We start from the raw sequence: 26,178 nt of genomic DNA on the forward strand, positions 1-26,178 counted from the left end.
GAGTCACCTATTATGTTTAATTCTAAATTTTCCCGCCGACAGTTTCTGAAAAGTGTTGCCGCCGCATCTGCTTTAACTGGCCTAGGTGGTTTGAGCAATATTGCTTTTGCCTCAAGTGGTCAAGCGAATCACACGGTTATCAATGTGTCGTTACGAGGCGGAATGGATAGCCTGAGCGCCATTGTTCCTTACACAGAACAAGCCTATTTTGATTCGCGCCCAACGATTGCCATTCCGGAGGCTGGACGCACGCCGTTAAATGAACAATTTGCACTGCATACAGCCTTATCACCGCTGCTGCCTTTGTATAATCAGGGTGACTTAGCATTGGTGGTTGCAACCGGTCTTGGCGAAGCATCAAGCACGCGCAGTCACTTTGCCGCACGCCGCCGTATGGCAGCAGGGACTGATAACAAAGCGCAAGCCGATGGCTGGTTAGGTCGATATCTATCTGCGGATACCCATTCCAGCGCAATCTTTCGTGGCGTCGGCATGCCGGGCGTTCAGAAGTCACTGCAAGGCTATGACACGGCATTAGGGTTTTCTAGCCTGAACGCCTTTAACATTGTAAATACAAACAGCCTCAATACGGATCGGGTACCGGAGACATTGAGAAACCTGTATCAAGGTCAGGGTCATCCATTATTGGAAAGTGGCGCTACGCAAACTTTCTCTGCCTTGGATGTTGCCGCATCAAATGCACTGGGAACTACTGTTAAACCGGATGCGTATGGTAATTCAAAGTTTGGAGCGACCATGCATCAACTGGCTGAGATCTTAAAAGCAGATATTGGTCTGGAAGCGGTTAATGTTGACTTGAATGGCTGGGATTTTCATCGTGAGATGGGGGCGTGGAATGATGGTGAGCAAAGCCTGAAATTTGACGAGCTAGCGACCGGCTTAGCCTCATTTTATAACGATATCGCCGGCTTGCAGAGCAAAGTCACTATCGTTGTTATGAGTGAGTTTGGCCGCCGGGTTCAGGAAAACCATAGTGGCGGTGCTGACCACGGTAAAGGCGGAGCCATGATGATTCTTGGTAGCGGCGTTGCCGGTGGGCAAATCTATGGCGAGTGGCCAGGGCTGTCGCCAGAGAATTTAAGTCGTGGCGATTTAGAGATCACCACAGACTACCGTCAAGTACTGACCGAGTTGCTCGATAAGCGTTTAGGGCGTGTTGATTTGCTAAGCAATACATTCCCTGACTATGCAGCTGATGAGTACTTAGGAGTCTTTGCTTAAGCTTCCAGCTGCAGTCTGGCCGCCAGTTGCTTGGCATCAACCCTTTGCTCTGTATTGATAGTGCAGCGCGCTGCAGCTTCATCATCAGCCAAGGGTTGCCACTGAGTCAGCTGGTACTCCAGAATGCTTAAATCAGCATCCGATACTCCTTTGGCTCGGGTTTGAATACGCCGGCGTAGCGTGTCTGCGCTGGCTTCAAACTCTAATATGCTAAAGCGGTATTGGTGTTGGTTAGCTAGTTCCTGAAAAGGTTTACGTTGTTCTTCCTTCAAAAATACCGCATCAATAATCACATCAAAACCCGCAGCTAATACTGTTTCAGCAAGCGTTAGCAAATGCTGATAAGTCGCCTCAGAGGCTGCTGCCGTATACAAACCCGCCTCCGGTAAATCACTCGCCGATTGATCAGCACTCAGTTGATACAAACGCTTACGCTCAACATCAGAACGAATACGAATTGCCCCCAGCTCGGCAGCTAAGGGTTTGCTAATGGTACTTTTCCCCGAAGCCGACAAACCACGGGTAATCATCAAGTGTGGCGTACGTGGTTCGCTGTAGGCGCTGGCCAATTCCAGATAAGCATGCAACTCGCGATCGGTTTCTGCAGTTTCTTGTGCATCTAATCCTGATTGATCATGACGCAGAGCATCCACTTTAGCGCGCACCAATGCCCGATAGGCTAAGTAATAGGGCAACAAGCGCAAGCCTGCATAGTCGCCAGTTTGCTGTAAATACTGATTCAGGCAACGATAGGCCAATGCAGATTGCTGACGGCTTTGTAAATCCATAATCAGAAACGCGATTTCACACATGACATCGGTCCAGCGTAAATCGGCTTCAAACTCCAGACAGTCAAATGCCAGCGGCAGATCATCCATCCAAATCATATTGCGTAAATGCAAATCGCCATGACACTCACGGATAAAGCCTGCTTGTTTGCGCTGAATAAAAGTGTCATTTAAGGCTTGGTTTTGTTGTTCGTTCCAGCGTTCTAGCGTGTTTAAAGTGTCTAGGCTAGCTGAGTCATCAGGATTATTACTGTGTTCAAAGAAATGATGCAGTACTTGAAAATTATCAGCATCTGGCTGGGTAACATGCACCACATCGCCGTAATGCATTGAAGCATCGGCAGGTGGCAATGACTCATGAAAATCCGCCAGCATGGCGCCAATGGCATCCATATTTTCAGGTGTTAGTAGGCCTGCCTCAAGTCGCTCATCCAACTGTGCCGATTGCGGAAAACGGCGCATGCAGATGGCATAGTCAAGAATCTCTAAATCCGGTGGAATGCGAGCATTGCCATGATCTTCCGATGATTCAAGTGGGACCAATTCCGGAGAATTTATAGAGCCACAAATCGCGAACAAGCCAAGGTATAAATGCGCGGCTAACCGGCGATTCAGCCGTAATTCCTCTTCGCAAAACTGTTTGCGTTTAGCCAGCGTACTAAAGTCCAAAAAACCAAAGTCGACCGGTTTTTTAATCTTATAAGCATGCTCATCAGTCAGTAAAACCCAAGAGATATGGGTTTCTACTAGCTTAATAGCATCTGCTTGAATGGCTGGGCAATGTCCCGCAAGCAAGGCATTAACCAGGTCGGAATCAGTACTGGGAGGCTGTGTATTCATACCACTAATTATACGCCGTTTATGGCAAAATCGCAGTGAGAGTCATAAGATTTTCTAAGCCTAAAGGAGGGATTTAAAGGATTGACACCTCGGAGGTGGGTAAGCATCATTAGCCGCATCTTTTTACATACTCTCGCAGGAGAAATCGACCATGAGCAAATTGATAGATGGGAAGGCATTTGCCGACCGTCTCTGTGACACATTGTCCTCAGAAATCGCATCGCTAAAACAAGCGCACCAGTTGTCACCCTGTATCGCGGTTGTGTTAGTGGGTGAAGATCCAGCTAGTGCGACGTATGTTGGCGCTAAAGTGCGACGCTGTGAGCAGCTCGGAATCGATTCACGTTCACACCATTTGCCAGCGACCACCAGTGAAGCGGATTTGTTGGCCTTGATCGAGCAATTAAATACTGATCCTGAAGTACACGGTATTTTAGTGCAGCTGCCAGTGCCTAAGCATATCGACAGCAATTCGGTGATCAATGCGATTAATCCAGATAAAGATGTTGATGGCTTCCACATCAGCAATGCCGGTGCATTAGCGGTTGGCCAGAACAATATGGTGCCTTGTACGCCACTGGGTTCATTGATGTTGCTACAGGATGAGCTGGGTGATTTAAGTGGTCTGAACGCTGTAGTGGTTGGTCGTTCTAATATCGTTGGAAAGCCAATGGCAGCGCTGTTATTGCAGCAAAGCTGCACCGTTACTGTTGCACATTCCCGGACTAAGGATTTGCCAGCGGTTTGCCGTGAAGCGGATATCTTAGTGGCGGCGGTTGGTATTCCTCACTTTATTCAAGGTGACTGGATTAAGCCTGGCGCGACGGTAATTGATGTGGGTATTAACCGCATTCAAGACTCTGAGACAGGTAAGAATCGTTTGGTGGGTGATGTTGATTTCGCTGCGGCGAAAGATGTTGCGGGTGCCATTACACCAGTACCGGGTGGCGTTGGTCCAATGACGATTGCTTGCTTGATGTACAATACAGTACGTGCAGCAAAAAATCAGGCCGGTATTAAAGATTAATGAGTGCAGGGTGGGGAATGGCTGATTGAGTCATTCTCGACTTAGTACTTTTAAGGCTAGTTAGTGCGTTGAATTAATGTATCTGACGGCCACAAAAAAGCGGGCTAGCTGTTAAAGGCTAAGCCCGCTTTTTTATGCAACTGCATTGTTTAGAACAATGCAGCGCTTAACAAAACAAGTTGCGCTTATTCTGCTTTTGCTGCGCTTGGGATAAATAACTGCTTATCGTTGATCTTAAAGTCAGCAATCATTTTTTGGCCAGCATCCGAGACAATCCAATCAATAAATGCTTGTGCACCTTTATTGTTAATGTCTGGGTAGCGTTTAGGGCTGACCGCGATAATGCCATATGGGTTAAACATCACTTCATCGCCTTCCAGCACGACTTTAAGTGGTGATTTAGACTCATAAGCCAACCAAGTGCCACGGTCTGCCATGGTGTAACCGCCCAACTCGCCCGCCATTTGCAGTACTTTGCCCATGCCTTGGCCTGCTTCGCGATACCATTTACCTTCAGGTGTCACTTCCGCCGCTGCCCACAATTGCTTCTCTTTTTTGTGAGTACCGGAGTCATCACCGCGAGAGACAAAGTCCGCTTCTGCTTCAGCCACTTTCTTTAGCGCTTCGGCGGCTGTTTTAACGGTTTTAACGCCTGCTGGGTCGGCTTCTGGACCCACTAAGACAAAGTCGTTATACATCACATCGTAACGCTTATCGCCATAGCCTTCGGCAACAAACTTATCTTCGGCAGCGCGGGCGTGAACTAAAACTACATCCACATCGCCATCCATACCCATTTTCAGAGCTTTACCGGTACCCACTGCAATGACTTGCACTTCGTAGCCTGACTCTTCCTGAAAGCTTGGCAGAATGGCTTTTAGCAAACCGGAATTATCCGTGCTGGTCGTGGTTGCCATCTTTAATATTGGGTTTTCAGGAGCAGGGGTAGCCGCCTGTGCTGTGCCAAATAAAGCAGCAGATAATAACAGTGTAGAGAATAGCTTTTTCACGGTGATTTTTCCTCGGGTTTAGTTACGTAACCGTTTGTCAGCAAAATTGATGCCAGAGGAATAATGTCTAGAAAAAACAGTAAATTAAACCATTGTTAAGTGGGTAAAAAAGCAATTTCGGTCTATAATGACTCATAATTCTGTGAGTCGATGAGACAATTTGTCCATGAAGTCAATATTAGTACTAGATGATGAACCGGGCATTTTGTCCTTTTTACAACGAGGCTTGGGTCATCATTATGGAATGGTCGAAACGGCGGGCGATTTATCGCAAGCTGATGAATTAATTGATCGCTGCCATTTTGATTTAATTATCTCCGATATTCGTCTGCCGGATGGCTCGGGCGTGGAGTGGCTGACCAAAATCCGCGAGCAAGGTCATCAAACCCCCGTTATCTTTATGACGGCTTATGCTGATTTGCAAACGGCCATCGAAGCGCTGCGGGTTGGGGCGGTTGATTTCTTAATGAAGCCATTTCGCTTGGAGCAAATGCAGACGGCGGTTGACCGTTGCTTGCAATACGAGCAACTGCGCCGAGAAAATTATGTATTTCGCCGCCAGTTAGAGCAGGAATTTAATGGCTCAATCATGATCGGCGAGTGCAAAGAAATTCTGAATGTGTGCCAGATTATCAAGCATGTTGCACCGATGCCATCCACCGTGCTGATCGAAGGCGAATCGGGTACTGGTAAAGAGCTAGCCGCACGTGCAGTTCACGAACTCAGTCACCGCAAAGGTAATTTTGTCTCAATTAACTGCGGCGCGATGACGGCTGAATTGTTGGAAAGTGAGCTATTCGGTCATGTCAAAGGCGCTTTTACCGGCGCACATCAGGCACGGGAAGGACTGTTTGCCTTTGCCAATGAAGGCACATTGTTCCTTGATGAGATTGGTGAAATGCCGATGTCGATGCAGGTGCACTTGCTGCGGGTATTAGAAGAGCACAGCATTCGACCGGTCGGCTCTAATGCCGAAATTAAAGTGAATGTACGCGTGCTGGCTGCGACTAATCGTAATTTAGCCGATGAGGTTAAAAAAGGGCATTTCCGCGAAGATTTGTATTACCGCCTGAATGTATTGAGCTTGCGGATGCCACCACTACGTGAACGAATGGGCGACATACAACTACTAGGTAAACACTTTGTTGAGCAACTTTCTATTGAGTTGGGCGTACCCAAACAAGTGATTGATGCCTCCGAAGTGGCGCGCTTAAGCCAATACCGTTGGCCGGGTAATGTACGCGAGCTGAAAAATGTGATTGAGCGTTCTTTGCTATTAGGCGTGTCGCCCAGCCAGTGTATTGCAGGCTTTGTGAGTGTTAGTCAGCCTGAAAGTGTGGTTGAAGAATCTGAGTCTTTGCAGCTGGAAGTCGTGGAAAAGCAGCACATTTTAAAAGTGCTGGATACCGAGGATGGCAACAAATCGGCAGCGGCGCGTATTTTAGGCGTTTCGCGCAAAACCCTAGAGCGTAAGCTAAAGGCTTGGGGCTTGTTTGACTAATGAGCGGCACTTGTTTCACAGCATAAAGGCAGGCAATGGACACACTCTCGCAATTTTTCTCGCAGTACTTAACCGACTTTTCAATGCTGGAATACATTCTGTTGGTTGTTTGTATTTTGCTGATTTTATTCTCTCGCCAAATTCTGGTTCACATTTTTCATATTCAGCTGGATAACGCTGGCAACCTGAGCAAGCTTAAGCTGTTTCGGGCGGGTGCGTTGCTTACGGTGGTCGCGCTACTGCTCAACCACTTTATTTTTATTGGTGGCGACAGCAATATCGCGACCAAGATGCTGGGTATTATTATGGTGGTGTTCTGCGCATTTTGGGGTAGCCAGATTGTGCAGTTCTTCATCCGCCGGCAATATGGCCGGGTGCGTGAAGTCGCTGGTGAAAAAGTCATTTCCGACAGTTACAACAGCCGCTTGCTGAGTGTGGTGGTGACCGCTTTTGTAACTGTGTTTGCCATGATTGGCATTATACAGGTGTTGGGCTTTGATAGCTTACTGGAAGCGGGTGGCGTGCTCGGCGTGATTGGCGTCATGCTGGCATTAACGCAAGGCTCATGGGCACCAGATATTATTAGCGGCCTCATCATTATGAACAGTGATTTCTTGGATGAGGGCGATGTGGTCTCATTAAATAATGGCGAGCTGGTCGCGCAAGTGTTTCGCACCAAACTGTTTCATACCGAGCTGCTAAATCTGGTGAATAACAACCGGATTTTATTAAACAATGCCAATCTGCGCAGCAAGACCATTCAAAACCTCTCTAAGTTTGCCTCAGCCAAGGGCTATCGCGAAAAGCTGAGCTTTAAAATCGGCTATGATGACAAGCCGGCCGATGTGCGAGCTATGTTCCAACGGGCCATGGATGCGGCACTAAAAGACGATGCAATTGGCATTGAAGAGAATCATGATATGGAAGTCCGCGTACTGGAAACTGGCGACTACGCGATAGAGTGGGGCGTGTTTTACTACACCAAAGACATGAAAAAAATGATTCGCACCCGTCAGTTATTCTGCGAACTTATCTTGCAGGAATCACTGGCTTGCGGCATTAGTTTAGCCACGCCAGACTTGTATCAGCGGGTTTCTGACGCACCAGCCATTGCGCCAGCGTTCAAAATTAACGACAATCCGTCCAACTTTTTAGAAAATACCTGATCATGGCCAGTAAAAAACGCGACATCCCGATTTTTGAGCACCCGATTATAGAGACCCATTGTCATCTGGATTACCTTGAAGACTCGGCTTTAGCAGACACGATTGCCGCGGCACAAGCGGTGAATATCGAACGCATTATCACCATTGCCGTCTCGCCGGATAATCTGGAAACGGTCATGGGCATTACCCGCCAGCATGAGCTAGTGTGGGGCACGCAGGGCATTCACCCGCATGATGCCAGTGAATACAGCGATGCAGTCGATGCCCAGATTCGTGAGAATGCGCTAGCGCCAAAAATCGTTGCGATTGGTGAGATTGGTCTGGATTATTACTATGAGCATTCCGATCGCAGCAAACAGCGCGATGCCTTTGAGCGTCAGTTGCAAATTGCTATCGATCTGTCCATGCCGATTGTGGTGCATACCCGCGAAGCGGATGACGATATGCAGGCAATTTTGCAGAACTTTGTCGGCCAGATGCCCAAACGAGGCGTGATCCACAGCTTTACGTCAGGCAAATCGCTGGCCGAGTATTGCTTAGGGGAAGGTTTCCATCTGGGCTTTAATGGCATTAGTACCTTTAAAACTGCTGAGAATGTGCGCGAGATTGTAGAGTTGACGCCGGTTGAAAAGATTTTGTTTGAAACCGATGCGCCATACTTAACACCCGTGCCGTATCGTGGTCGCCCGAATGAACCGAAATATTTACCCTTTATTGCTGAGCACTTGGCGGCAGTAAAAAATATTGAGCTGGAAGCCCTGCTGCCGCAAGTTTGGCAGAACAGTATGTCACTGTTTTTTGAGCAGGATGCTTAAGTCATTACTCTGTTAATTAGGGTTAGTCGTAAAAATAAATAAACAACATGGGTGCAAACTGTACCTTTAAAGTTGGAGAAAATATGAAAATCACTGTCGCTGGAACAGGCTATGTTGGCCTCTCAAATGCCGTACTGTTATCACAGAATCATGAAGTGGTTTGTCTGGACATTGATCCGGCCAAAATCGAGCTACTGAACGCCGGTAAAGCACCGATTGAAGATGTTGAAATCGAAGAGTACCTCACGAGTGGCAACTTAAATTTAACGGCGACGCTGGATAAAAACCAAGCTTATGACGGTGCGAGATTTGTTATTATTGCGACACCAACGGATTATGACCCTGAGACCAATACCTTTAATACAAAGTCGGTCGAATCGGTTATCCGCGATGTGATTAGCATCAATCCAGACGCGGTGATGGTCATTAAGTCGACCGTACCCGTGGGCTATACGCGGCAGCTTCGGGAGAAGATGGATTGTCAGAATATTATCTTCAGCCCTGAGTTCCTGCGGGAAGGTAAGGCGCTTTACGACAACCTGCACCCATCACGCATTATCGTCGGCGAAGACTCTGATCGTGCACGTGAATTTGCGGATTTATTGCTGGAAGGCGCGAAGAAGAAAGCGGTTGAAGTGCTGTTTACCAACTCAACTGAAGCCGAAGCCGTTAAGCTGTTTTCCAATACTTATCTTGCGATGCGCGTTGCCTACTTTAATGAATTAGACACTTATTGCCAGACGCATAATCTCAGTGCCAGACAGGTAATTGAAGGCGTTGGGCTCGACCCTCGCATTGGTAATCACTACAACAACCCGTCTTTTGGATACGGTGGTTACTGCTTGCCGAAAGATACCAAACAATTGCTGGCGAACTACAATCAGGTGCCTAATAACCTGATCAGAGCGATTGTAGATGCCAACCAAACGCGTAAAGACTTTATCGCGGACACGGTACTAAAACGGAATCCGGAAGTGGTTGGTATTTATCGCCTGACGATGAAAACAGGATCGGATAATTTCAGAGCCTCCTCCATCCAGGACGTGATGAAACGCATTCGTGCGGAAGGCGTGGAAGTGGTTATTTATGAGCCGGAGCTGGATGAAGAAGAGTTCAATGGTTTTGCAGTAATTTCAGATTTCGATGCTTTTACTCAGATGTCTGATGTCATCGTGGCAAACCGTATGACCGATGAAATTCGTGAGTTGAAAGATAAGGTTTATACGCGGGATTTGTTTAGCCGGGATTGATAGTCGCAAGGGCGATATCAATTATTGCTACAGCGCTAATGCAATCGGGGGCTGTGAATGCACAAGTCCCCGATTGTTTTTAACTGATCAGTTCAGCTGCTGATTATTCGCTAATCAGCAGCCAGCTGTTGCCAATTACTCTGGCGTCCAGCCACTCACGGCTTTTACTTCTAAGAAGTCTTCCAAGCCCCAAACGCCGCCTTCGCGACCGTTTCCAGACTGCTTGTAACCACCAAATGGTGAGCCGGCAGAACGGCTTTGGCCATTCATTTCGACCATGCCAGAGCGCAAGCGACGTGCAACGCGATTTGCCTTTGCGCCATCTTGGGTTTGCACATAGTTAGTCAAGCCGTAGACCGTGTCATTCGCGATTTTGATAGCTTCTTCTTCAGTATCAAACGGCATCATGATCAGTACTGGGCCAAAGACCTCTTCACTGGCCAGGCGCATTTCCTGAGAGACATCAGCAAACACTGTTGGGCGTACAAAGTAGCCCTTATCCAAACCTTCCGGAAGCCCTAAGCCGCCAGCAATCAAGCGACCGCCTTGATCAATACCGACTTTGATCAGCTCCTGAATCTTATCGAACTGCATTTTGGAAACAACAGGCCCGATATGATGACCTTCTTTAGACGCGATATCGACGGTGCAGGCTTCAGCCACTTCAGCGGCGGTAATCACGGCTTGCTCATAAATCGAGCGCTCAACCAACATGCGGGTTGGCGCGTTGCAAGACTGACCGGTATTCTGCATGCAATGCAATACGCCGCGCTTCACTGCATTCTCATCCGCATCGGCGAAGATAATGTTTGCACCTTTGCCGCCGAGCTCCAAGCTCACGCGCTTAATCGTATCTGCTGCGTTTTTGCTGATTGCCGTACCTGCACGGGTAGAGCCAGTGAAGGAAATCATGTCGACATCTGGGTGGCCAGACAGCTGCGAACCAACGCCCATGCCATCGCCATTCACCAGATTGAACACGCCAGCTGGGAAACCTGCATCGTGCATCATTTCAGCAAACAACATGGAAGACAGCGGGGCGATTTCAGAAGGCTTTAGTACCACGGTACAACCTACGGCAATCGCTGGAATCACCTTTAGCGTGACCTGATTCATTGGCCAGTTCCATGGCGTGATCAGACCGCAAACACCTATTGGCTCGTACAAAATACGATCGTTTGGTGTGTGATCGTTTAATGGACGATCAAACTCAAAATCCTTAAGCGCAGTAATGAAATTACGGATATGCCAGCTACCGGAGCCTGCCTGTGAGCCGCAAGCTAAGGTCATTGGTGCGCCCATTTCTACGGAGATGGCTTCGCCCATTTCAGCCGCGCGCTCATCGTAAATATCGGCTAAACGCTCAACCAATGCTAAACGCTCTGCTTTTGGTGTTTGGCTCCAGCCATCAAACGCGGCGCGTGCTGCAGCGACGGCGGCATCGGTATCGGCTTGATCGCCGATGGAAATCACGGCACTGACGCTTTCATCAGAAGGGTTGATCACGTCCATATCGTGATCCTTAGCAGGCTTTACCCAATGGCCATTAATGTAGAAGTCGCGTTTTTGAAGCATGGTGAATTCCTGTGATTACTCGGTTATCGATGGCAAATATCATAGGACTTCCGCGGGAGGATGGGAAACTATTTTTGTGATCACCTTTTGGTTTTTTGGTAAGAAGAGATGGTTTTGATGACAGAGAAGCGAGACTAGGGGATTGTTTACTCTCCATTAAAGGGTTTTTTAGAGTCGATATGACAAAGTGATTGGCGAGTACATTCAAAGACGCTTCTTTCAATAGGTGTGATACATGGCCAAATAATGAATGAGTTATTTTTTTGCAAATGAGTTAACAGCCGCACTCAGCAAAATAAATACAATGCTAACAACCACAACACCCGGCCACTGATACAGGTCAAATGCCTGCACTCCAGCAACAGAGCCAATCGCACCCCCAATGTAATATCCCAACATATAAATCCCATTGATGCGACTTTGAGCCGCCGGATCGATACTAAACACACGCACCTGATTGGCGACCTGCGCACTAAAAATAGCAAAGTCGATTAAGATAATGCCCACAATGAGTGATGCCAGACTGCCTGAAAACAGCCCTGTGATAGCAAAGCCAACAGCCCCTAGTGCCAGTGCAATCAGCACTAATTTTTTGGAGCCTAAGGTATTAACCCATTTACCCGAGGCCTTTGCCCCAATGACGCCTGCCAGTGCAATCACGCCAAATAATCCGGCTTCCTGCGCGTTGTAATTAAACGGTTCATCGCTAACATAAATAGCGAGTGTTGCCCAAAGTGCGTTAAAAGAGGCAAACCAAAGTGCGCCAGACAGCGTGAATACTTGCAGTGATTTGTGCTGAATAAATAAAGACAGCGTGCTCTTAATCAGCGGCCAGTAGCGTAAGTTAGTTTGTGGCTTATTGGTCGGTAAAAACCTATGAAGCAATGCCCCAAATATTGCAGCAAAAAGCGCCGACATGATAAACACACTGCGCCATCCAAAGTGCTCACCCACAAATCCGCTTAGGGTTCTTGAGAGTAAAATACCAATGGTTAAGCCCATCATGAGCGTACCGAGGGTTGCACCTTTGTTTTCAGGAGATACCAGTGAGGCTGCGAACGGAATTAGTTGTTGCGTGATATTAGCGCTCACCCCGATTAAAAACACGGCAATCAGTAATGCCGGTAAGTTCGGTGCGATTACTGCAAACCCACAGGAAACCACTAACAAGCACGATAAAATACCGATTAAACGACGTCGTGCAATAGAGTCACCCAAAGGAGAAATAAATAGCAGCGCAAAGGCGTAACCAAATTGCGTTAAGGCGGGGATGCTACCGAGCTGCGAGTTTGTTAAATTAAACTCATCGGCTATGAGTGGTAAAATAGGCTGGCTGTAATACAGGTTTGCAGCGGTGGCACCAATTGCGGTGGTCATCAATAACAAAATAAATCGACTTAACGATTGGCTCTGTTCTGGGGTATTCATCTTTTTATCTCAGGTGAAGAAGTCATGAGCGGATGATAGGGTTTAGCCTGATATAACAAAAATGTTAATATATGATCGAATCTATGCGATTAGTGTATAGATGGTGTTTCAGGTTTTAACGTGAGCAGGTAATGTAGGAAAGCGATGGATATCAAAACGCTAAAAAGCTTTATCACGGTGGCTAAGCATAAGAGCTTTTCGGAGGCTGCGCGTGAGTTGCATACCGTACAACCTGCGATCAGCCGTCACATTTCTTCGCTAGAAACTGAGCTGGGAGTGAGTTTGTTTAACCGTAACTCCCGCGATGTTGCCATTACGCCAGCAGGGGAGCAGTTACTCAAAGACGCCACTGCGATTTTAGCGCTCACTGCGCAAGCGAAAACGCAGGTTAAGCGGGCGCATAATGGCCAAGTGGGTACGCTCAATATTGCCTATTTAAGCTCAGCGTGTTTAAGCTTTATGGCGACTTTGGTTCGTGCTTATAAATCGCAGTTTCCGCAGGTGCATGTCACATTGTTTGAAATGACTGCGACCGAGCAGATTGAAGCGCTGAAAAATGAGCGGGTCGATATTGCGTTCTCAAGGCCATTGCCCAGCTCAATAGCCGATGAATTTACTAGCCACTGTATTTATACCGATACGCTGGTTGCCATCGTTAGCCAAAGCCATCAACTCGCCGATCAATCAGTCATTAATTTGGCGCAGTTAAAAGATGAGCTATTCATTATTTTTTAATCGCGATGAGGCACTGGGGCTTTTTGATGAGACGATTTTACTGTGTAAACAGGCGGGATTTTCGCCCAATATCACGAGCCAACCCAGACACATGCAAACATTGGTGACTGAGGTGGCTGCAGATTTAGGCGTCGCGATTGCGCCGTTCTGTGTCAGTAAATTATATAGCGAGGGCTGCCAGTTTATTGTGTTGGATAATGTGAGTACGCAAATCCCGCTGCAGATTCAGTATAAGCAAAATAACAACAGCGCAACGGTCGATGCGTTTGTGAATATCGCACTTAATGCCAAGGCTGATATACAGCACAGCATGGCAATTTGATCATTGGCTGTTGTGTCAAATTGGAGAGACTGAGGCCTTAGCTTTGGTCTCGTATACCAGTCAGTATTTCATTGTAATACGGCATGTTTTTCAAGCGCCTCTTGGTTGTCTCTTCTGCCAGCTGAGTTTGGTAATGGCCAGCCTTGTCCTAAAAGTAGCAGCGGCTTTGCCATGTGCTATGCTTCCTTACTGCTCAGTGGCTCAATTGGCCTGTTGTTTTGATACTCGAAACGACAAGCTTCTCCATCAAATAAGCAATCACCATAGGACGTTTAGACATGAAAAAAACCTCAATTTTTAAAGTCGCCGATCTACAGGATAGAAAGCCGGAACATGCTTTGATTGCCAATGTTGATCTGGTCATTGTGAAGTTTGATGAGGATATCTCGGTACTTTATGGCCGCTGTCTCCACCGTGGCGCGTTAATGTCAGATGGTCATGTTCGCGGTAATAGTTTGATTTGTGGCGTTCATAACTGGGACTATCGAATGGATTCTGGCATTTCAGAATATGATCATTCAGAAGCCTTGCAGAAGTTTACCGCTTGGGTGGAGGGTGAGGAGCTGCTGGTCGATGAAGATGAAATTGCCGCATGGGCAGAAAAGAATCCTCAGCCATACAACCGCAATGCTTATCTCGGCCAATACGCGGACCTTGGGCACGCAACCGAAGAAGAGCCTTTTAATAAACTGATCCAGAAATATTCCAAAGAAGGCTTGTCTAAAACAGGTCATCACGGCGTAGTTGAGTCAATGGGCGTTCCTCGCATCCAACTCCCCGATTGGGATGATATTCAATTAATTACCGCACAATTATACAAGCCACCGCTACTTGATGATCATGAAGTCGGTACTGGTGTGATCATTGGTCCAAATGCTAAAAAACCGTTAAAGCTGGATATTCCATTGTTCGTTTCCGACATGAGCTATGGCGCACTCTCCGAGCCAGCTAAAGTCGCTCTTGCGATGGGGGCGGAGAATGCGGGTACAGGGATTTGCTCTGGCGAAGGCGGTATGTTGCCAGAAGAACAAGCGGCGAATTCACGCTACTTCTATGAGTTAGCCTCCGCTCGTTTCGGCTTTAGCTGGGATAAGCTGGACCATGTACAGGCCTTTCATTTTAAAGGCGGCCAAGGCGCTAAAACAGGCACGGGAGGGCATCTTCCTGGTTCGAAAGTAAAAGGTAAAATTGCTGAAGTTCGTGGTCTGGAGGAAGGGCAAGACGCGATCTCCCCATCGCGTTTCCCTGATTGGGACAGCGTTGAACAAATCAAAGAATTCGCGGATAAGGTGCGTGGGTATACCGGTGGCATTCACATTGGTTACAAGCTTTCTGCGCAAAATATTGAGAAGGACATTGATGCCGCATTAGAGATTGGCGTTGATTACATTATTTTAGATGGTCGTGGCGGTGGTACTGGCGCAGCACCGGTTATTTTCAGAGACAATATCTCAGTTCCAACCATTCCTGCGCTGGCACGGGCACGTAAACACCTTGATGCTGCGGATAAGAATGTAACGTTAGTGATAACCGGTGGCCTCAGAAAGCCTGCCGACTTTATTAAAGCGATGGCATTAGGTACCGATGCGATTGCCGTTTCAAACTCGGCTATGCAAGCCATTGGCTGTATCGCGATGCGGGCCTGTAGCACGAATAACTGTCCGGTTGGAATTGCCACTCAAAAGCCGCACCTTGTTTCACGGATTGTTGTTGAGAAATCCGCGCAGCAGCTGACTAATTTCTTTGATGCATCGGTTGAGTTAATGCAAGTGATGGCGCGTGCTTGTGGGCATGATCATCTATCAAAGTTTTGCCATGATGATCTGACGACATGGAAGAAAGATATGAGTGAGATTTCAGGTGTTCGTTTTGGTGGGGTTGGGTAATTTATTCAAGTGGGGCTACAGATATTGCCAAGCCTATGTAGCAACTATGCGCGGCGTAATCTGGCGTTGACTCCAGCGAGTTTGCGTGATGCCATGCGTGAGACTGTTCATGTGCTTGCTACACGTTATGGGCAGGATAACAACTGAAAACCCTCGCTTTCAAGCGGTGCTTCGAAGAATGTGGTGATGTGCTTAAACACTGCTTCAGTGTTGAACTGTGCTCGCTCCGGTTGTTCCTTGCGGCGTTTGGCAATCTGAGATAAACATTGCTCGTTACTTACGTTTATAAAAACAAGCTCATGTTCACACGCAATCTCATCACAAAGTTGCTTAAACCATTTTCTTTGTCTGACTGTATTCGCGGGGAAGTCCATAACCACGTTGGTGCCTGTTTTTAGGATACTTTGAACATGCGATTTCACTAGCGGCTTGATTATCGCAGAGTACTTTAGGTAATCTTCAAAGGTGTTAATTTGCTTGGGATAGAGTGCTGAAAGCCAATCATCCTCGGATAACAGAACGGCATTTTTCTCAGCTGATAAGGCTTTCGATTTTGTGGACTTTCCTGCGCCCATTTTTCCGCAAAAGAAGGTCAATGTTCCTAAGTTGCTCATGATTTGTTCTCGTGTAATAGCCAACTTCAGAGGGCTAGTTGATTAGGTTACCTGCACAAACTGCTCAATACCAAGACTGAAATACAGCTCAGCCGAGCAATTTGATGATTGGTCATCGGCTGCATGCACTGCGTTCAAATTCGTTTATACTCGCACGCCTGTAACTGCCGTTGCTTGCATCAGCAAGCCTTATGTGTCGGCATCAATTTAATAATTAACATAAGCCATTAACAATGAAAGAAAACATTTCCAACTTCATCAAGGGCCTGGCCATGGGCGCGGCGAACGTAATCCCTGGCGTTTCAGGTGGCACAGTGGCGCTTGTCACCGGTATCTACGAGCGCTTAATCAACGCACTCAAATCCTGTGATCTGACAGCTTTAAAACTGTTATTCGCCAGAGATTTTAAGGGTGCATGGAAGCATGTTGATGGTGCTTTCTTATCGGCAATACTTGGCGGCGTGGCGGTCAGTATTATTAGTTTAGCCAAAGTGCTTGAATACCTGCTAGGAAATTTCGAAGTGCTGACCATGGCATTTTTCTTTGGACTCATCGCGGTGTCTGTCGTTAGTGTTGGTCGCACAGTCAAGCGCTGGGGTGCAGTCTCTTTACTCGCGCTAGTGGTCGGAACGATATTAGCCGCAAGTGTTGCGATGCTGGCACCAGCTGGTGAAAATGCTAACGCTGGCTATCTTTTTGTCTGTGGCGTTGTGGCCATTTGCTCAATGATCTTACCCGGCTTATCCGGTTCCTTCGTGCTGATTATTATGGGTAACTACGCGCTGGTACTGGGTGCGATAGGGCGCTTTGATATGGGTATTTTATTGCCGATGGCATTGGGCTGTGGCTTGGGTCTGCTTGCCTTTGCGCATCTTTTGGGCTGGGTTTATGAGAAGTTTCATGATCAAACCGTTGCATTGATGACTGGGTTTATCCTTGGCTCTCTCGCCATTGTTTGGCCATGGAAGCAGGCATTAACCGAAGTGGTGGTTCGCGAAGGTAAGGCAGACAAAATCATTACGACCGGTTATGAATGGTTTGGTCCCACGCTGAGCGATAACTCAACGCTAATGGCGCTGGGTTTGATGGTCGTTGGTGGCGTGATGGTGTGGGGTATGGAGAAGGTCTCAAAGTAGGTTGCGGATGCCGTGGCTAATATAAAGGCTGTGTGATTTCACTTTGGATGAAATCTAGCCTAATGGTTGTTACACAGTAATACGGCATTTAGTTGGGCCATTGCGCGACCTGAGCTAGAATGGCGGCATCATCGCCGCCATTTTGGTTATAACAATGTCAATAATCACCAAGCTCCGCAAAAATGTCCGCTACAAGCTGCTATTTCTCGTCTTAACGCCCATCGTTTTGGTGATTCCGCTGGCCGTCGGCAGTGCGATTTATTGGGGTCACAATCTCACTTACGAGCAGCTTTACATCAAGGTCAACACCGACCTCAGCGTCTCGAAAAATGTTTTCCAGCGCTTGCAAAGTGATTATCAACGCCAGCTGGAGCGCTTTGCCGAGTCCTATGCCTTTCGCGAAGCGTGGGATAAAGGCAACAAAGCCAGCATTCAGGCGCAGCTTGATGAGCTCAAATCCAGCGGCGACTTTGCCTATCTCTTATTTAACGAAGCTTATCGCTATACCGAAACCGATTCACAGATAAAAGTGAATCTCGGGCGGCCCTCAAAACTGCGCGATCAGGCATTGCTGGGGCAGGCCGGAACCAGTATCGAAGTGTTTTCGCCAGAGGATTTGCAAGCCTTAGATCCTGAGCTGGCCGACAGTATTCATTTGCCTCTACTTGATACGCCATACGCCGCTCCCTCAGAGCGCACTTTTGAAGATCGCGCGATGATCATTCGCATTGCCTATCCGGTCAAAGATACCGACGGCAAAGTACGTGCAGTGCTGGATGCGGGCGTGCTACTCAATGGCAACTTTGGTCTGGTGGATGCCATTCGCGATCTGGTTTACGGGCCGGGTAGTTTGCCTAAAGACAGCCTTGGTACCGTGACGATTTTTCTGGATGATGTGCGCATTTCCACCAATGTGCCGCTGCGCCCCGGTGAGCGTGCGCTGGGTACGCGGGTATCCGAAGTGGTTCGCGACCATGTATTGAGCCGTGGTGATAATTGGATTAACCGTGCTTTTGTGGTGAATGACTGGTATATCTCCGGTTACACCCCGATTTTGGATACCGATGGCCAGCGTATCGGCATCCTTTATGCGGGCTATTTGGAAGCGCCATTTCGCAATGATTTATGGAAAGCTATTTTTGCGCTGATTCTGTTGTTGTTTATTCTGCTTACGCTCTCCATGCTGCTGTCGTTTTACAGCGCTAAATCGATTTTCAAACCCTTGGAGCGCCTGACCGGTGTGATGAATGTGATCCGTAGCGGAAAGCAAGCACGGGTCGGAGCCGTAGCGTCGCAAGATGAGATTGCCGAGCTGGCACGTGAGTTTGATTCGATGCTGGATCTGCTGCAGCAACGTAATCAGGAAGTGCAAAGCTGGGCGGCGGAGCTGGAAAGTAAAGTCGACCGCCGCACCAATGAACTCACCCGTAAAAATGAAGATTTAAGCCGAACCATTCAGGTGCTTAGCCAAACCCGTCGCAAACTCGTAGTCGCTGAAAAGCTGGCCGCATTGGGTGAGCTAACGGCGGGCGTGGCGCATGAAATCAATAATCCTGCTGCGGTGATTCTAGGCAATATGGACATCCTCAGCGCGATACTCGGTGATCAGGCCAAGCCGGTTCAGCATGAAATTGATCTGGTGATTGAACAGATTTACCGGATTCGGGAGATCTTAAATAACCTGCTGCAATACGCTCGCCCCGGGACTTATTCCGCGCAATTAGAATCGGTCGATGCCAATCAGGTGGTGAAGCAAACCTTCCAGCTGGTTGAGCATTTACGCACCCAAAAGCGCTTCGAACTAAAGGCTGACTATAACGCCACACGCCTGATTGAAATTAATCCTCATGAGCTGCAGCAAGTGCTGGTAAACCTGATTCGTAATGCAGTGCATGCGGTAGAGGCGAGCGATGGCTTAATCGAAGTGAGCACCCGCGATTGGCAGGATAAAGGCATCGCGATTGAGGTTAAGGATAATGGCGCGGGCATTCCTGATGAGCAGCTGGATAAGATTTTTAATCCGTTTTTTACCACGAAACAGCAAGCGGAGAATCAGGGGACAGGGCTGGGGCTGTCACTCAGTTATAGCCTGATGCATCGCTATGGCGGGAGTATTAGCGTGTCTTCAAAGCAGGGTGTGGAGACGGTGTTTACCATCTGGCTATTGTGCAAGCCGAAAATGATTGAGGATGAGCAGGAGCTTATCGAGCAGCTGGTGGAGATCGAGCAATCACAAGGTAAATAGGCATTGCAGCTAGTTGGAATTGAGCAGTTGCAGGGTAAATAAGGTCAAGTAGGGATTACTGCTGAACAGGTGATGTTGTTAAGTGATGTAGCGATGGCAAAGAATACGATGCTAAGAAAGTAAGTCCCTGATTGGTAGGCCATCTCGCGTCGGTCTGGTACTCTAGCGCCTCTGAATAATCGGGCTATTAACGGCTCGATTCAACTGCGAGCGGCAAGCGAAACTGATATGGCTATTAAACCAACAATATACAAAGCGAGAATTTCACTCTCTGATCTTGAGCGTGATTATTATGATTCGGTCAGCCTGACCATTGCACAACATCCTTCTGAGACGCTGGAGCGCATGATGGTGCGGGTGCTGGCGTACTGCATCAATGCGCAGGAAGATTTGGAATTCACCAAAGGGCTGGAGGAAGTGGAAGAGCCAGACCTTTGGGTGCGCACTATGGACGAGCAAACGGCGCTGTGGATTGATGTCGGTGAGCCATCGTTTGATCGTATCAAAAAAGCCACCAACCGTGCCCGTGCGGTGAAAGTGTACAGCTTTAATACCAAGTCCGATGTTTGGTGGTCGCAGGGCGAAGCCAAATTCAGCCGCTTAAATGCCTCTTTCTACCGTTTCCCATGGGCCAGTATTGAAGCATTGGCTGCCTTAGTTCAGCGCACCATGGATTTGTCGGTGACCATCACTGGCGATTCAGCCTATATCGCAGCAGATGGCGGCGAGGTAGAAGTGTCGTGGGAAGTACTACAGACTAAATAACTCCGCTTAAAAATTCAAGGATTGAGACCCATGCAAGATTACAAACAAAAGCCTCTAATCGAAAATTTGTACAATCGGGTGACCGGCGATGAAGATGCCCGGGTTTGTAAGGATATCCCTGAGTCGGCCTGTAATGATCAGCCGCGCAATTTCTTCGCCTATCTGATCGCCAATGCGCTGAGTAAGGTGGCGGATGAAATTGCCAGCGCCAAACTCATCATCCCGTGGGTATTTGGGATGCTGAGTGTGCCGGCGATTTTTACCGGATTTCTGGTGCCGATTCGTGAGGGTGGGGTGCTCATTCCGCAGCTGCTGATTGCGGCGCTGGTGCGTAAAATGCCAGTCCGCAAATATGTCTGGTTGCTGGGGGCCTTGCTCTCCGCGCTCAGCTTATTTGGCATGGCCTATGCGGCGGTCGCGTTTGAAGGGACCGCTGCGGGTTTTGCGATTCTCTCAATGTTGGTGGTGTTTAGTTTATCGCGCGGCTTGTGCTCAGTGTCGGCCAAAGATGTGCTGGGTAAAACGGTATCGAAAAGCCGCCGTGGCGCGCTAATGGGTTGGAGTACCAGTATTTCCGGCATTGCGGTGCTATTGCTGGGCTTGTGGATGGGCACTGTTGATCTCGCCAATTCTGGCATGTCGATCTTCGCAGGTTTTCTCATCGCTGGCGGGGTGTTTTGGATTATCGCCACGCTGGTTTTTGCCACCATTATCGAGCAGCCGGGCGCTACCGAAGGCGGTGGCAATGCCATTAGTGTAGCCGTCAAACAGCTCCAATTACTTAAAACCGATATTCCTTTTCGCAAGTTTGTCACGGCTCGTGCTTTGCTGTTATCCGTGGCTTTAGCTCAGCCATTTTATGTGTTGATCGTGCATGACAATGTCGATGGCAATTTGCTGGGCTTAGGTGCGCTGATTATTGCTAATGGTTTGGCCAGTAGTTTATCTGCGCCGTTTTGGGGCTATATGGGCGATAAATCCAGTAAGCGGGTAATGGCAATTGCTACGGTTGGCAGCGGTTTGCTGGGGATTTTTACCTATATCGCGCTGCTGGGTGAGTGGCAATGGGTGATCAATGAGTATGGCTTTGCGATGATTTTCCTCGTGCTGAATGTGATGCATGGCGGTGCGCGCTTGGGCCGTAAAGTGTATTTGGTGGATATGGCCACTGGCGAAAATCGGGCGGCTTATGTGGCGGTATCCAATACGGTGATTGGGTTGTTGATGCTGGTGGGCGGCTTAGTGGGCTTGATTAGTGATTGGTTTGGGCCTGGGTTTACGGTGCTGATGCTGGCGCTGGTTTCTTTGTATGCGGCGTTTTATGTGAAGTATTTGCCGGATGTGAGTGAGCCGTCATAGTGGTGTCGCTCCAAGCTCAGTATTAAATTCTCTTCGCCGACTCGCTACGCTCGTAAGGACTGCGATAATTTAATACTGAGCTTGGGACTCGTTGGGTGGGAGGATCGGTGGTGCTTCTGATTTTGTGTGGGCGGAGGTGCGATTACTCTAGCAGTAGGTAGATGTCTGTTATTTGATCTTGTTCTGGGGCTTCGGAGGATAGGGTGACGTATTGGAAGAAGGCTGGGAAGTCTCTTGGTAGTTCGCCGCTTTCGGGTAGCCATGTGCTGTAGAGGTAGCGAATTTTGTCGTCTAGTTTGCTGTGTGGGCCGATGTGTCGATGTTTGGCGCAGCGTCCGCCGGGGATGGTTTTGTTGATGATGCCGTGGTCGTTTTCGGCGACGATTGCTTGTACTTCACCGCAGATGTCGAAGCGGAATTTGGCGGGGTCGGTGGTGGCTGGGTCATCGTAGGCGATGCCGAAGCTTTTGCTGCTGGCGATGGGGGATAGGCCGGTTGCTTTGCGCCATGCGATGAATTTGTTGACGGAATTGTTCACGAGGTCTGCAGGGCCACGGTGTTCTAGTACGGCGACTTTGGTTGGTTCGAGACGGGTGATTTCTATGTCGATGGTCATGGTTATTCCTTTGTGGGGAAAGTGCTTGTGTTTGGGGCAGGCTCGTTAGTCTGTGCCTTTTTGAATACGGAGTATTGTGCCTTGTTCGGAAGGGTAGGTCTTGGCCGTTATTGTGATTTTTGCGGTTCCAAGCATCGGTCTTAAACTTTCTTCGTCGACTCACCTTGCTCGTAAGGCTTGGGGTAACTTAAGACCGATGCTTTGTGCTGTTTAGGTAGGACGATTGAGTATGCTTAAGGCTGTGGTTTGCCGTTTTGCCATTGACCTGAGTACTGACCCCCTGAGGCTAAAGTGATTGTGCCTTGGCCATGCGGCACACCGTCATTTATCTGGCCGGTATAGACATCACCATTGCTGAATTGAATCGTTCCCTGACCATGTGGCTGGCCATTTTTTAGCGGGCCTTGATAGCGATAGCCGTCGGGTGAGGTAATAGTGACCTGGCCATGAGGCTCGCCTTTTAAGTAGTTTGCCTGAATGACGGTGCCATCTGCTTTTACTGTTCTACCTTGGCCATGGCGTTCGCCCATGTGAAATGTGCCGGTGAAGACGGCTCCACTCTCAAATTCATAGCGACCTTGCCCATGCTTTTTTCCCCTATTAAAGCCGCCAATGTAGCGTTCTTTTTTAGTGATAACGAGCGTGCCTTTTCCATGAAATTGGCCATTTGAAAAGCTTCCGACATACACCATGCCATCATTGGTGGTTAGTTTGCCTTGGCCATGTTTTTCACCGTTATGGAAGCTACCGTTATAGGTATAACTTGTAGTAATCAACTGGCCTTTGCCTTGCATCGTGCCATTGACGAACTGGCCTGAGTATTTAAATTTTCCATCGGCAGATTGTGCCAGCCCGTAGCCGTGAGGGCCGTGCTCGTTGCAGCCGCCTTTGAAGCTTATCTTTTCGCCTTGGATATTGACGTAGCAATTATTGGCTGCCGTTGCTGTGATGGGCTGAAAGTAGGTGAGTGCCGCGATGAGGGACGTTAGCAAGAGTTTGGACATGGTTGGCATGAGCATTTCCTTTAGTAGAAAAGTAATTTTGAATCTATTGTTGGGAGTAAGTCCTGTATGTATGGGATTCCTACATTCTAACGTTAAAGAATTACTAATTTGATAGTAATTTAAGTTTTATGTCTACTTTAAGAGCATTAAAAGCTATTAAATATCCTTTTTATCTCATTACTAATGCCGTTCTTAGTTTTTTAGACGTGAACAATTACTGTAATTACGCTAACTATTTATTCGGTGTGAGTGCGATTAATAACGGTGTTTGTCAATACTCAGAGTCCTGAAGAGGCTTAAGGAATTTATGCTCTCTAGCAATCAATACTTTCATTGCTTCCCCCATTCCCCTTGTAGTAGCATTCGCTCATTCTCAGGGCGGGGTGCAATTCCCCACCGGCGGTAAGTACCCTCGTACAAGCCCGCGAGCGCCAAGGTTTCCTTGGGTCAGCAGATCCGGTTAAATTCCGGAGCCGACGGTCATAGTCCGGATGAAAGAGAATCCTTCCAGCGGTAGCTTGCGTCTGTCATAAGACGTAAGGCTCGTTCCGTTGTGTTGTTCTGCCCTGTTTTTTCACCCCAAGGATCTGAACACATGACGATTAAACACAGTAAAATTGCATTCATCCGCGCGCGCTGGCATTCAGAGATTGTCGATCAGGCATTTGAGGGCTTTAAGGCTCAGGCGGATGAGTTGGGTTTCTCAGCAGAAAACATTGTGGTATTTGATGCGCCAGGTGCGTTTGAGATTCCTTTTCTGGCTAAAGTACTTGCCGAAAATCAAGAATTCGATGCGATTGTAGGCGCTGCGTGGGTAGTCGATGGCGGCATTTACCGTCACGATTTTGTGGCATCTGCGGTGGTTGATGGCTTGATGCAAGTTCAGTTATCGACTGGCGTGCCAGTGTTCTCAGTGTCGCTAACCCCTCACCAATATCAGGAAACCGAGTTTCATAACGAGACTTACATTCGCCATATGTACGCTAAAGGCCAAGAGGCGGCAAAAGCAGTTACCGCCCAGTTGCAGGTGTTAGCGAGTATTCAAGGGGCTTAATTGTGCTGGGCATTTAATGCAAGCGGCAGTTATTCCAATGCCTAGTGCGCCGCTGGCCTATTCCACTAATAGCGAATAGGCCAGCAGCAAGAAAACTCCGTCACGTCAGCGCCTTTAGGCTTAGCTCATCCACTGGCCGCCATCGACGTTGTAGGTCTGCGCGACAATGTAGTCTGCATCGCTGCTGGCAAGGAACACTGCCATCCCCGTTAAGTCTTCGGCCACGCCCATACGGCCATGTGGCACGCCTTTAGCGACTTGCTTTTTCTTCTCGCCTGGCTGTAGGTTTTCATATTTAGCAAAGAAGGCATCCACGATATCCCAATGCTCACCATCGACCACGCCCGGTGAAATCGCATTCACATTAATGCCGTGCTTGATAAGATCCAGACCCAGCGATTGAGTCAGGCTGATAATGGCCGCTTTGGTCGAGCAGTAAACGGCGACTAATGGCTCACCACGACGACCGGCTTGGCTGGCCATATTAATGATTTTGCCGCCTTCGCCGCGCTCAATCATGTGCTTAGCAACGGCTTGGGCAGTGAACAAGGAGCCAGCCACATTCACAGCGTAGAGTTTGTCGAAGTCTTTGCGCTCAATTTCAACCGTTGGAGCGGCGCTAAATAGGGCGGCATTATTGATCAGAATATCGATCTTACCCATGCGCGCGATGGACTCTGTCACGCAGGTATCAATGCTGTCTTGTTTCGTGACGTCTAAGCTCAGCGCGATGCAGTTTTCGCCCAGTTCTTTGGCGGTTTCTTCAGCGCGTTCGATATTCACATCGCCAATAACGACTTTGGCACCTTCAGCAATATAGCGCTCTGCAAAGCTACGGCCAATGCCGCGCGCTGCGCCGGTGATTAATGCAACACGACCTTCTAAGCGTTTATAGTTCATGATAATTTCCTCTGTTTTGGGCGGGTTCAATTTGGGTTTTACAATCGGTATTTAAGCGCGGCTTACTCCGAATTTCGAAGCTGCAACTGTACTGGAAATAGCGGTTTAACAGCTATATTTTTTCGTGCCTGCAGGGCTGTGTTTTGATGTCAATACAGTCAGACGTGACGACTCAATTGCTTGAGGCACGTTCAGTTATAAAGGGTCCCTGGATGCGGTGTAACAGCAAGTCATAAGGACCAAGCTTTCCAACATTAACTTATAGAAATTTTTAAATTATTTTCTTGAAAAGCACTGGATCGACCTTAGATTTGTATTACCGACGCTTCGACTCTCTGAGTGTTTTGTCGGTAAACCAATCATTTAATTCGTATAGCTTCTATTGGAGAATATGTTATGAACACAATCGATTTATCACCACTTTACCGTAACAGCATTGGCTTTGATCGCATGGCAACCCTGTTGGATAATGCGCTAAGAACAGAGTCTGCTAGCCCCGGTTATCCCCCTTATAACATTGAGGTGCTGGAAGAAAACCGCTACGCAATTTCACTTGCGATTGCCGGATTTGCTGAAAGCGATCTTGATATCAGCGTTGAAAAAGGAGTGCTCACCGTTCGCGGTAAGAAGTCTGATGAGGTAGAGCGTAAGTACCTGCATCAAGGCATTGCCAACCGTGCATTTGAGCGTAAATTTAACTTGGCTGACCACATTGAAGTGACCGCAGCGGATCTGTCAAACGGACTGCTGACCATTAGCTTGGTGAAAGAAATTCCGGAAGCCATGAAGCCAAAAAGCATCGCGATTAACTCAGGATCAGCCAAAGCTAACCTTGAGCAGAAAGCGGATGCTACGGTTAGAGCCGCGTAAATGAAAGAAGCCTGAAAGTAGTGCTGGAGT

Annotated in this window: 23 protein-coding genes and 1 riboswitch; of the genes, 15 read left to right on the forward strand and 8 right to left on the reverse strand. The window is 48.1% G+C overall.

Going from position 1 to position 26,178, the window contains the following annotated elements; genetic code table 11:
- The first annotated feature begins 12 nt into the window (after positions 1–12).
- Positions 13–1,242, forward strand: a complete 1,230-nt coding sequence (locus LEUMU_RS0103835) for a DUF1501 domain-containing protein (RefSeq protein WP_022950954.1) — start codon at positions 13–15, stop codon at positions 1,240–1,242.
- Here LEUMU_RS0103835 and LEUMU_RS0103840 read toward each other — a convergent pair.
- Positions 1,239–2,870 (reverse strand): bifunctional aminoglycoside phosphotransferase/ATP-binding protein, encoded by a 1,632-nt coding sequence (locus tag LEUMU_RS0103840; protein WP_022950955.1) that lies wholly within the window; start codon positions 2,868–2,870, stop codon positions 1,239–1,241. The genes LEUMU_RS0103835 and LEUMU_RS0103840 overlap by 4 nt on opposite strands.
- A 151-nt stretch (positions 2,871–3,021) precedes the next feature.
- Here LEUMU_RS0103840 and folD point away from each other — a divergent pair, with 151 nt between their 5' ends.
- On the forward strand, positions 3,022–3,897 hold the full coding sequence (folD, locus tag LEUMU_RS0103845; RefSeq protein WP_022950956.1) for a bifunctional methylenetetrahydrofolate dehydrogenase/methenyltetrahydrofolate cyclohydrolase FolD: 876 nt from the start codon (positions 3,022–3,024) through the stop codon (positions 3,895–3,897).
- 185 nt (positions 3,898–4,082) lie between these two features.
- Here the strand turns inward: folD and LEUMU_RS0103850 are convergent, their stop codons facing one another.
- Positions 4,083–4,907 carry an ABC transporter substrate-binding protein gene (locus tag LEUMU_RS0103850; RefSeq protein ID WP_022950957.1) on the reverse strand — a complete coding sequence of 275 codons (825 nt, stop codon included), beginning with the start codon at positions 4,905–4,907 and terminating at the stop codon, positions 4,083–4,085.
- Positions 4,908–5,073: 166 nt separating this feature from the next.
- Here LEUMU_RS0103850 and LEUMU_RS0103855 point away from each other — a divergent pair, with 166 nt between their 5' ends.
- The 4 genes from LEUMU_RS0103855 (at position 5,074) to LEUMU_RS0103870 (ending at position 9,639) form a co-directional block, all read left to right on the forward strand.
- A complete protein-coding gene (locus tag LEUMU_RS0103855; RefSeq protein ID WP_022950958.1) occupies positions 5,074–6,408 on the forward strand; it encodes a sigma-54-dependent transcriptional regulator in 1,335 nt (444 codons plus the stop codon).
- Between the two features lie 35 nt (positions 6,409–6,443).
- Positions 6,444–7,574: a mechanosensitive ion channel family protein gene (locus LEUMU_RS24505; RefSeq protein ID WP_022950959.1), complete on the forward strand. Its 1,131-nt coding sequence runs from the start codon at positions 6,444–6,446 to the stop codon at positions 7,572–7,574.
- A 2-nt stretch (positions 7,575–7,576) separates the two neighbouring features.
- A complete protein-coding gene (locus tag LEUMU_RS0103865) occupies positions 7,577–8,389 on the forward strand; it encodes a TatD family hydrolase (RefSeq protein WP_022950960.1) in 813 nt (270 codons plus the stop codon).
- A gap of 83 nt (positions 8,390–8,472) precedes the next feature.
- On the forward strand, positions 8,473–9,639 hold the full coding sequence (locus LEUMU_RS0103870) for a nucleotide sugar dehydrogenase (RefSeq protein WP_022950961.1): 1,167 nt from the start codon (positions 8,473–8,475) through the stop codon (positions 9,637–9,639).
- Between the two features lie 135 nt (positions 9,640–9,774).
- On the opposite strand, the gene LEUMU_RS0103875 is transcribed toward LEUMU_RS0103870, so the two are convergent.
- Positions 9,775–11,214 carry an aldehyde dehydrogenase family protein gene (locus tag LEUMU_RS0103875; protein ID WP_022950962.1) on the reverse strand — a complete coding sequence of 480 codons (1,440 nt, stop codon included), beginning with the start codon at positions 11,212–11,214 and terminating at the stop codon, positions 9,775–9,777.
- A gap of 255 nt (positions 11,215–11,469) precedes the next feature.
- On the reverse strand, positions 11,470–12,642 hold the full coding sequence (locus LEUMU_RS0103880) for an MFS transporter (protein WP_022950963.1): 1,173 nt from the start codon (positions 12,640–12,642) through the stop codon (positions 11,470–11,472).
- 144 nt (positions 12,643–12,786) lie between these two features.
- Between LEUMU_RS0103880 and LEUMU_RS29285 the strand changes: the two genes are divergently transcribed.
- The 3 genes from LEUMU_RS29285 to LEUMU_RS0103895 all read left to right on the forward strand — a co-directional run bounded on the left by LEUMU_RS29285 (position 12,787) and on the right by LEUMU_RS0103895 (position 15,585).
- Positions 12,787–13,377: a LysR family transcriptional regulator gene (locus LEUMU_RS29285; protein WP_281169911.1), complete on the forward strand. Its 591-nt coding sequence runs from the start codon at positions 12,787–12,789 to the stop codon at positions 13,375–13,377.
- The gene (locus LEUMU_RS29290) at positions 13,355–13,699 is read left to right on the forward strand and encodes a LysR substrate-binding domain-containing protein (RefSeq protein WP_281169913.1); all 345 of its coding nucleotides are present in this window, start codon (positions 13,355–13,357) and stop codon (positions 13,697–13,699) included. Before LEUMU_RS29285 ends, LEUMU_RS29290 begins: the two co-directional genes overlap by 23 nt.
- 278 nt (positions 13,700–13,977) lie before the next feature.
- Positions 13,978–15,585, forward strand: a complete 1,608-nt coding sequence (locus tag LEUMU_RS0103895; RefSeq protein WP_022950965.1) for a glutamate synthase-related protein — start codon at positions 13,978–13,980, stop codon at positions 15,583–15,585.
- Positions 15,586–15,710: 125 nt separating this feature from the next.
- On the opposite strand, the gene LEUMU_RS0103900 is transcribed toward LEUMU_RS0103895, so the two are convergent.
- Positions 15,711–16,199, reverse strand: coding sequence for a P-loop nucleotide/nucleoside kinase family protein (locus tag LEUMU_RS0103900; RefSeq protein ID WP_022950966.1), 489 nt, complete (start codon positions 16,197–16,199; stop codon positions 15,711–15,713).
- A gap of 233 nt (positions 16,200–16,432) precedes the next feature.
- Here LEUMU_RS0103900 and LEUMU_RS0103905 point away from each other — a divergent pair, with 233 nt between their 5' ends.
- From LEUMU_RS0103905 to LEUMU_RS24520, 4 genes are all read left to right on the forward strand, one after another.
- The gene (locus LEUMU_RS0103905) at positions 16,433–17,335 is read left to right on the forward strand and encodes a DUF368 domain-containing protein (RefSeq protein ID WP_022950967.1); all 903 of its coding nucleotides are present in this window, start codon (positions 16,433–16,435) and stop codon (positions 17,333–17,335) included.
- A 154-nt stretch (positions 17,336–17,489) separates the two neighbouring features.
- Positions 17,490–19,580, forward strand: a complete 2,091-nt coding sequence (locus LEUMU_RS24515) for a sensor histidine kinase (RefSeq protein ID WP_022950968.1) — start codon at positions 17,490–17,492, stop codon at positions 19,578–19,580.
- 228 nt (positions 19,581–19,808) lie between these two features.
- On the forward strand, positions 19,809–20,345 hold the full coding sequence (locus LEUMU_RS0103915; RefSeq protein WP_022950969.1) for a YaeQ family protein: 537 nt from the start codon (positions 19,809–19,811) through the stop codon (positions 20,343–20,345).
- Between the two features lie 30 nt (positions 20,346–20,375).
- Positions 20,376–21,704, forward strand: a complete 1,329-nt coding sequence (locus tag LEUMU_RS24520) for an MFS transporter (protein WP_022950970.1) — start codon at positions 20,376–20,378, stop codon at positions 21,702–21,704.
- Between the two features lie 142 nt (positions 21,705–21,846).
- Here the strand turns inward: LEUMU_RS24520 and LEUMU_RS24525 are convergent, their stop codons facing one another.
- Complete coding sequence (locus tag LEUMU_RS24525; RefSeq protein ID WP_022950971.1) at positions 21,847–22,320, reverse strand: AraC family transcriptional regulator; 474 nt, start codon at positions 22,318–22,320, stop codon at positions 21,847–21,849.
- A gap of 233 nt (positions 22,321–22,553) precedes the next feature.
- Positions 22,554–23,333 (reverse strand): MORN repeat-containing protein, encoded by a 780-nt coding sequence (locus tag LEUMU_RS24530; RefSeq protein ID WP_022950972.1) that lies wholly within the window; start codon positions 23,331–23,333, stop codon positions 22,554–22,556.
- A 356-nt stretch (positions 23,334–23,689) separates the two neighbouring features.
- Positions 23,690–23,831, forward strand: a riboswitch (FMN riboswitch).
- A gap of 88 nt (positions 23,832–23,919) precedes the next feature.
- Here LEUMU_RS24530 and LEUMU_RS0103935 point away from each other — a divergent pair.
- Complete coding sequence (locus tag LEUMU_RS0103935) at positions 23,920–24,378, forward strand: 6,7-dimethyl-8-ribityllumazine synthase (RefSeq protein ID WP_022950973.1); 459 nt, start codon at positions 23,920–23,922, stop codon at positions 24,376–24,378.
- 120 nt (positions 24,379–24,498) lie between these two features.
- On the opposite strand, the gene LEUMU_RS0103940 is transcribed toward LEUMU_RS0103935, so the two are convergent.
- Positions 24,499–25,278, reverse strand: coding sequence for an L-iditol 2-dehydrogenase (locus LEUMU_RS0103940; RefSeq protein ID WP_022950974.1), 780 nt, complete (start codon positions 25,276–25,278; stop codon positions 24,499–24,501).
- Positions 25,279–25,674: 396 nt separating this feature from the next.
- Here LEUMU_RS0103940 and LEUMU_RS0103945 point away from each other — a divergent pair, with 396 nt between their 5' ends.
- The gene (locus LEUMU_RS0103945; protein ID WP_022950975.1) at positions 25,675–26,148 is read left to right on the forward strand and encodes an Hsp20 family protein; all 474 of its coding nucleotides are present in this window, start codon (positions 25,675–25,677) and stop codon (positions 26,146–26,148) included.
- The last annotated feature ends 30 nt before the right edge of the window (positions 26,149–26,178 follow it).

This window comes from Leucothrix mucor DSM 2157, from assembly GCF_000419525.1.
GTDB lineage: Bacteria > Pseudomonadota > Gammaproteobacteria > Thiotrichales > Thiotrichaceae > Leucothrix > Leucothrix mucor.